The following is a 6,946-nucleotide window of genomic DNA, read 5'->3' as shown; positions in this document are numbered from 1 at the left end:
GCGCACGGTGTCTCTGGTCAACGACAACGTGATGGCGCTGTACCTCTGGCACATGGTGCCGGTGGTGATCGTCGGCATCGTCGGCTACCCCACCGGCCTGTTCCCGCAGCCCGCCCAGGGAACGCTGGGATGGTGGGGGTTCCGGCTCGTGTGGATCGCCATTCTCGTTGTCGTCACCGCGGTCGAATTGACGCTGTTGTGGTGGGGCCGTGCCGTATTCGCGGCGCCCCTACCGCTACTGACGCTGCCGATTCGCCCAGCATGGGCCGTTGTGGCATTACCGGCGGGCGCGGCGCTGGCGGTATTCGGCCTGGCGTTGTTCGCGGCCCGGGGCTTCGCCCCCGACGGCCGGTTTCCCTGGCTGAGCGCACTGGCGTTCGTCCTGGGCGCGGTTCTGGTTGCGGTGCGGCCCCGCGATGAACGTGCGTGATCGTCTCGGCGTGCGTGGTCAGCCCGCCGCGAAGTCCGGCAGCGGCCGCCGGCAGACGGCGTGCGCCTCCTCGGCGGTGAGCCCGAACAGCCGCAGCACGCTCTCGGTGGCGGTGTCCGCGGCCTTGGCGCCGTCGCGCTTCGGATCGTCGCGCAGCAGGGCACCGAGACCCAGCAGCGCGCCGCCGGCAATGGCCAGGGCCAGCTCCGCGTCGTCGATGGTGAATCGGCCGGATGCCATGCCCGCCTTGATGTCTCGCAGCGCGCGAGGCGCCAGGCCACGGTCCGAGGACAACAGCCTCAGCCCGCTGGCCAGCAGGATCTCGCTCTCCTGCGGTCGCTGACGGAACAACCGGCCGGTGAGCCGGAAACTGGTCGCGAACGTTTCGGCGGGATCTTCGATGGCTGAGGTGAGCCGGTCCAACAGCGCCCCATGCGCGTCCAGCACGTCGGCGACCGCCGCCTCGAACAACTGCTCCTTGCTGTCGAAGTGGTTGTAGAAGGACCCCATCCCGACATCGGCTGCCTGGGTGATCTCCAGTACGGGCACATTGACCTTGCCCTCGGCGATCAACCGTTGTGCGGCCTTCACCAATGCCGAGCGGGTGCGCTGTTTGCGCCGTTCCAAACGATTGGTGTTGTCACTCGACATCGTCACCAGAGCAGTATGCCTCACTTTTGAGGAAATCGTCAGAAACTATTGACGGGCACTGTCCGTGTATGTGACGATTTCGTCAGTTCCTATCGAGAGAAGTGATATACGTGATCGGCACCCAGGCGGACGCGCACCGCGACTTGCACAGCGAGCAGGGCGCCCGCCCCGGTGAACACACCGGCCGGTCCCGGAACCCGGTGATCAAAGTCGCCGACATCGCCTGGCTGGAATTCGAGAAGCCGGGTGTGACGCGATGCGAGGCATTCGCGCGGGCGTTCGGCTTCCAGACGGCGCATCGCGGTCCCGACCGAATCGCGTTGCGCGGCACCGACGCCGGAGCCCCGTGCGTCATGGTCCGGCGCGGACCGCGCTCGCGTTTCGCCGCCGTGGCGTTTCGCGCGGGCGACGAGGTCGACGTGTTGCGACTGGCCGAGAAGACGGGAACCACCGCCCGTCCGCTGCCCGAAACGATCGGCGGAATAGCGGTCGACCTGACCGATCCCAGCGGGACTCCGGTCCGGGTGGTCGCCGGATTGCACGAACTGCCCGCGTTACCGGCCCAGCAACCGCACACCTTCAACTTCGGCTCAGAGCTGTTGCGCGCCAACGCGACCCAGCGGCCACCGCGGGCGCCCGCCCGAGTGCAGCGGCTCGGCCACCTGGTGATGCAGTCGACCAGATATCTGCAGACCCTGAACTGGTACCTGGACAACCTCGGCATGATCGTCAGCGACTTCCAGTTCTTCCCCGGCCAGCGTGAGCGCGGACCGACCATGAGTTTCATCCGTTGCGACCGCGGCTCAACACCGGCCGATCACCACACCCTGGCGCTGGCGCTGGGCCCGGCCAACCGTTACCTCCACTCGGCCTACCAGGTCAGCGACCTCGATGCGCTGGCCGCGGGCGGCGAATATCTCAAGGAGCGCGGCTATCTACGGTCCTGGGGCATCGGCCGGCACATCCAGGGCAGCCAGATCTTCGATTACTGGCGCGATCCGGACGGCTTCCTGGTGGAGCATTTCACCGACGGCGACATGTTCGACAACACCCTGGAGCCGGGCTGGGCGCCGTTGACCGCGTCGGGTCTGGCGCAGTGGGGGCCGCCGGTGACCAGGGACTTCCTCGGCACCGACGCGAAATCAGCGCGCCGCGAAGCACTTACGATGATCGGCGCGCTGCGCCGTGGAAACGAATTCGATTTCAACCGGCTTGTCGGCCTACTGAAGGTGACCACCGCATGAGCATCTCCGTCCTGCATACCGCCGATGCCTGGTGGGTCGAAACCCCCACCGGCGCGGCCAAGATCGCCACCGGCGCGACCACCACCGCGCAACTGCTGGCCGATCGCGCCGCGATCGAAGCCGCACTCGCCGGCACTGACACGGTCGCCGTCGAGAGCCTGGACCTCATCTCGCCGGTGACCCGGCCCTGCCGGGTGGTCGCCCAGATGACGAACTTCGAGTCGCACGTCAGGGACGCCGGGATGGATCCCGCCTCGATTCCGTTGACGTTCTTCCGGAAGGCGTCGGCATCGATCAGCGGCCCGTTCGCCGACATCGTCAAGCCGGCGCACGTCCAGTTGCTCGACTACGAGGTGGAGATCGGACTGGTGATCGGGCGCCCAATCCCGGTGGGCGCCAGCATCACCGACGCGAACCTCGCCGACTTCGTCGCGGGGCTGGTCGTCACCAACGACGTGTCGGCACGCGACATCCAATTGCCGCAGACCCAGTTCTACGAAGCCAAGTCCTACCCCACGTTCACCCCCGTCGGGCCGAAGCTGGTGCTGCTGGATGCGGTGGAGCTCAGCCGATTCGGCCATCTGCGACTGCGCCTGCGCGTCAACGGATCCGAACGGCAGAACGCCCTCGTCGAGGGTGACATGTTGTACCGCCCCCTGCAGGCACTGCAATCGCTCACCCAGTTCCAGGAGCTCGCCCCGGGCGATCTCATCCAGACCGGCACACCGGTGGGCACCGCGCTGAGCGCACCGCCCAAGCCGGTGGAGATGATCGCCAATCTGCTGCCGCCGGCCGTCAAATGGAAGGCGTTCTTCAAGCGGCAGGCCGGCAATCGGAAGTACCTGCAGGACGGCGATGTCGTCGAGGCCTCGGTGGCCACCGACGACGGCGCGATCGACCTCGGAACTCAGCGCACCGCAGTGCGATACCGGTGACCCAACAGGTCCCCGTCGTCATCGTCGGTGCCGGACCGACCGGCATCGTGGCGGCAACGTTGTTGGCGCAGTATGGCGTTGAATCACTGGTCCTCGAACGCTGGCCCGGCGTGTACCCGCAGCCGCGGGCAGTCCATCTGGACGACGAGATCTACCGCATCCTCGCCCGCCTCGGCATCGCCGAGCAGTTCGCGGCGATATCGCGGCCCACCCTGGGCCTGCGACTGCTGGACTGGCAATTCAACGTGCTGGCCGAGTTTCACCGCGACGCCGCGCGCAGCGACCACGGCTACCCCCAGGCCAACATGTTCGACCAGCCGGAGCTGGAGTGCCTGTTGCGACGCAACCTTGGGCGGTATTCCGGCGTGGAATTGCGCGGCAACTGCGACGTCACCGCGGTCCGCGCCGAAGGCGACCGGACGCGGGTCACGTTCACCGACCGAAGCGACGGCAGCGTGCACCGCGTCGATGCCGAGTACGTGCTGGGCTGCGACGGCGCCAATAGCGTGGTGCGCGCCCAAATCGGTTCCCACATGCAGGATTTGAAGTTCGAACAGCGCTGGCTGGTGGTGGACGTGGCGACCGATGCCGACCTGGGCCAGTGGGACGGGGTGTATCAGGTCTGCGGCCGCGTCCGTGCCGGCACCTACATGCGGATCGGCGAGAACCGCTACCGCTGGGAATTCCGGTTGTTCGACGGCGAGAGCGCCCGCGACTTCGACACGGTCACCACGCTGCGGCCGCTCATCGCGCCGTGGACCACCGACGTGCCGGACAGCGAGTTGACGCTGCTGCGGGTCACCGAATACACCTTCCGCGCGCAAATCGCCGACCGCTGGCGTCGCGGCAACATCTTCCTGCTCGGCGACGCGGCACACCTGACTCCCCCGTTCATCGGGCAAGGCATGGGCGCCGGGGTTCGAGACGCGATGAACCTGGCCTGGAAGATCGCCGCCGTGCGGCGCGGGACGCTGATCGCCGACGCCCTGAACAGCTACGAGCGGGAACGCAAGTGCCACGCCCGCGCGCTGATCAGGCTGGCTCTGGTGATCGGGTGGTCGATGACCGGGGGCGGCAGGGTCGGCGACCGGGCCCGCCGGGTCATGCTGCCGCGGCTCCGGTTCATCCCCGGGCTGCGCGAGAAGGTCGTCGACTCGACGACACCGGCCCTGCGCCGCTCGGCGCTGGTGCACAAATCGCTGTGCGGCGGGCCGCTGTGCGGGGCTCTGTGCCCGAATGCGGTGGTGGCCGGGCACCGACGCTTTGACGATGTCGCCGGTGGCGGTTTCGCGCTGGTCACCCGGGCCCAGCCGGCCGCGGACCAGGAAGAGCTACTGCGCTCTCACGATGTGACGATCGTGCGGACGCGGCCGGGCGACGAGCTGGATGAGTGGCTACGTCGTGGACGGGCTCAGGCTGCGCTGGTGCGTCCGGACCGGACGGTGCTGCGCGCGGCGCGGGACGTCAGTGGGCTGTGCCGCTGGTATTCGCACCGGTTTCCGCTTGGGCGAGAGGCTCGGCAAGGTGCTGGGGCAGCACTGCCAGCATCGGGAAAGTGTCGGTAGTCGGTACACCCTTGGGATACCCCGCGCGCAGAAAGCTCAGGACCTTCGCAACGGCGTCACCAACCAGCATCTCCACTCCTCGCGCAATGAGTTCCCGACCACATCGCGTCTGACCGAATTCCCGCTATTGGAATGATCAAACACCGCCAACGGGGGTAACCGCGACCGATAACCGGAACCCGGAGGGTGGCCATGACGACAACTGTCGGTGATTTTCTGCTGCAACGCCTGCGCGATTGGGGGGTCGTGCGCGTCTTCGCATACCCCGGGGACGGGATAAACGGTCTGCTCGCGGCGTGGGGACGGGCCGAAAATGAGCCCACGTTCATCCAGGCGCGGCACGAGGAGATGGCCGCCTTCGAAGCGGTCGGCTACGCCAAGTTCAGCGGCGAGCTGGGCGTCTGCGCGGCCACCTCCGGCCCCGGCGCGATCCACCTGCTCAACGGGCTCTACGACGCCAAGCTGGACCGGGTGCCGGTGGTGGCGATTGTCGGCCAGACCGAGCGCACCGCGATGGGCGGCTCATATCAGCAGGAAGTGGACCTGATGAGCCTGTACAAGGACGTGGCCAGCGACTACGTCCAGATGGTCACCGTGCCCGAGCAACTGCCCAACGTTCTCGATCGCGCCATCCGCACCGCGTTGACCAGGCGGGCGCCGACGGCGGTCATCATCCCCGCAGACGTGCAGGAGCTCGATTACAATCCGCCTGCGCATAAATTCAAGATGGTGCCCTCCAGCTTGGGCTTCGAGCAGCCCGTCGTCGAACCCTCCCGCGCTGGACTGCAGCAGGCCGCCGAGGTGCTCAACGCGGGCGAGCGCGTCGCGATGCTGATCGGATGCGGGGCCCGCGGCGCGGTCGCCGAGGTCAGCGAGCTCGCAGACGTGCTGGGCGCCGGCGTCGCCAAGGCGCTGCTCGGCAAGGACGTCTTGTCCGACGAATTACCCTGGGTGACAGGCTCGATCGGGCTGCTCGGGACGCGTCCCAGCTACGAGATGATGCGTGACTGCGACACGCTGCTGACGATCGGGTCGAGTTTTCCGTACTCGCAGTTCCTGCCGCCGTACGGCGGTGCGCGCGGCGTGCAGATCGACATCGACCCCACGCTGATCGGGATGCGCTACCCGAACGAGGTGAACCTGGTGGGCGACGCCGCCGCGACCGCCCGCGCGCTTCTGCCTCTGCTGCAACGCAAATCCGACCGGAAGTGGCGAGAGACCATCGAGCGCAACGTCACCCGTTGGTGGGAAACGATGGCGATGGAAGCCGGTGTCTCCGCCGACCCGATCAACCCGATGCGGTTGTTCGCCGACCTGTCACCGCAGTTGCCCGACGACGCTATCGTCACGGCGGATTCCGGCTCGGCCGCGAATTGGTATGCGCGACAACTGAAATTCCGCGGCAGTATGCGCGGGTCGCTGTCCGGGACACTCGCCACGATGGGTCCTGCGGTTCCGTACGCGATCGGCGCGAAGTTCGCCCACCCGGACCGCCCGGCGATCGCTTTCGCCGGTGACGGGGCGATGCAGATGAATGGGCTGGCCGAACTGATCACCATCGCGCACTACTGGAAGCAGTGGTCCGACCCGCGGTTGATTGTCGCCGTCCTGCACAACAACGATCTGAACCAGGTGACCTGGGAGATGCGGGCCATGGGCGGGGCGCCGAAATTCGCTGCCTCCCAAACTCTTCCAGAAGTCGACTACGCCGCCTTCGCCGCCAGCCTGGGGCTGGGCCATGCCACGCTGCGCGATCCCGACCTGATCGCACCGGCGTGGGAGCGGGCGCTGCACGCCGATCGTCCGACGGTGCTGGACGTGTACTGCGACCCGAATGTGCCGCCGGTGCCGCCGCACGCGACCTTCGAGCAGATGAAAAGCGCCGCCAGCGCTGTCGTGCGCGGCGACGAGGATGCGCTCGGCATTCTCAAAGAGGGCGTGAAGATCAAGGCCCAGGAGTTTCTGCCCCATCGGGGCAGCAGCGGTCGCCAGTGACCCAACCCACAGGTTTGAGTATCAGCCGCTTCGGAAACCCTGTTCCCGCGGGGGAAATGTACGCAACGTACAGACCCTGTTGGCTGAGCGCGGACGAAAGCGCACGGTCGCCATGTAGGTGATTAC

General features: G+C 67.2%; 5 protein-coding genes and 2 pseudogenes. 5 read left to right on the top strand and 2 right to left on the bottom strand.

Annotated features, from left to right (window positions below; genetic code table 11):
* Positions 1-430: pseudogene (locus A9X01_RS30365) on the top strand (acyltransferase family protein); the annotation flags it as partial.
* Positions 431-448: 18 nt separating this feature from the next.
* Here the strand turns inward: A9X01_RS30365 and A9X01_RS06280 are convergent.
* Positions 449-1,081: a TetR/AcrR family transcriptional regulator gene (locus A9X01_RS06280; RefSeq protein ID WP_081282237.1), complete on the bottom strand. Its 633-nt coding sequence runs from the start codon at positions 1,079-1,081 to the stop codon at positions 449-451.
* Positions 1,082-1,194: 113 nt separating this feature from the next.
* Here A9X01_RS06280 and A9X01_RS06275 point away from each other — a divergent pair, with 113 nt between their 5' ends.
* The 3 genes from A9X01_RS06275 to mhpA are packed head-to-tail and all read left to right on the top strand — an operon-like array spanning position 1,195 to position 4,825.
* The gene (locus A9X01_RS06275; protein ID WP_436405234.1) at positions 1,195-2,325 is read left to right on the top strand and encodes a VOC family protein; all 1,131 of its coding nucleotides are present in this window, start codon (positions 1,195-1,197) and stop codon (positions 2,323-2,325) included.
* Complete coding sequence (locus A9X01_RS06270; protein ID WP_065119920.1) at positions 2,322-3,260, top strand: fumarylacetoacetate hydrolase family protein; 939 nt, start codon at positions 2,322-2,324, stop codon at positions 3,258-3,260. The genes A9X01_RS06275 and A9X01_RS06270 overlap by 4 nt, the downstream gene beginning before the upstream one ends.
* Complete coding sequence (mhpA, locus tag A9X01_RS06265) at positions 3,257-4,825, top strand: bifunctional 3-(3-hydroxy-phenyl)propionate/3-hydroxycinnamic acid hydroxylase MhpA (protein WP_065119919.1); 1,569 nt, start codon at positions 3,257-3,259, stop codon at positions 4,823-4,825. Before A9X01_RS06270 ends, mhpA begins: the two co-directional genes overlap by 4 nt.
* On the opposite strand, the pseudogene A9X01_RS32175 reads toward mhpA, so the two are convergent.
* Positions 4,824-4,895, bottom strand: a pseudogene (locus A9X01_RS32175) (hypothetical protein); the annotation flags it as partial. The gene mhpA and the pseudogene A9X01_RS32175 sit on opposite strands and share 2 nt — an antisense overlap.
* 122 nt (positions 4,896-5,017) lie before the next feature.
* Here A9X01_RS32175 and A9X01_RS06260 point away from each other — a divergent pair.
* On the top strand, positions 5,018-6,820 hold the full coding sequence (locus A9X01_RS06260) for a thiamine pyrophosphate-requiring protein (RefSeq protein ID WP_065119918.1): 1,803 nt from the start codon (positions 5,018-5,020) through the stop codon (positions 6,818-6,820).
* The last annotated feature ends 126 nt before the right edge of the window (positions 6,821-6,946 follow it).

Origin of the sequence: Mycobacterium asiaticum, from assembly GCF_001668675.1 — a bacterium.
Classification (GTDB): domain Bacteria; phylum Actinomycetota; class Actinomycetes; order Mycobacteriales; family Mycobacteriaceae; genus Mycobacterium; species Mycobacterium asiaticum_D.
This window is presented reverse-complemented; position numbering and strand designations above follow the sequence as displayed.

Bases quoted from the DNA above. Each gene is read 5' to 3' on its own strand.
- A9X01_RS06270 (WP_065119920.1), top strand. From the start codon at position 2,322: ATGAGCATCTCCGTCCTGCATACCGCCGATGCCTGGTGGGTCGAAACC.
- A9X01_RS06280 (WP_081282237.1), bottom strand. From the start codon at position 1,081: ATGTCGAGTGACAACACCAATCGTTTGGAACGGCGCAAACAGCGCACC.
- A9X01_RS06260 (WP_065119918.1), top strand. From the start codon at position 5,018: ATGACGACAACTGTCGGTGATTTTCTGCTGCAACGCCTGCGCGATTGG.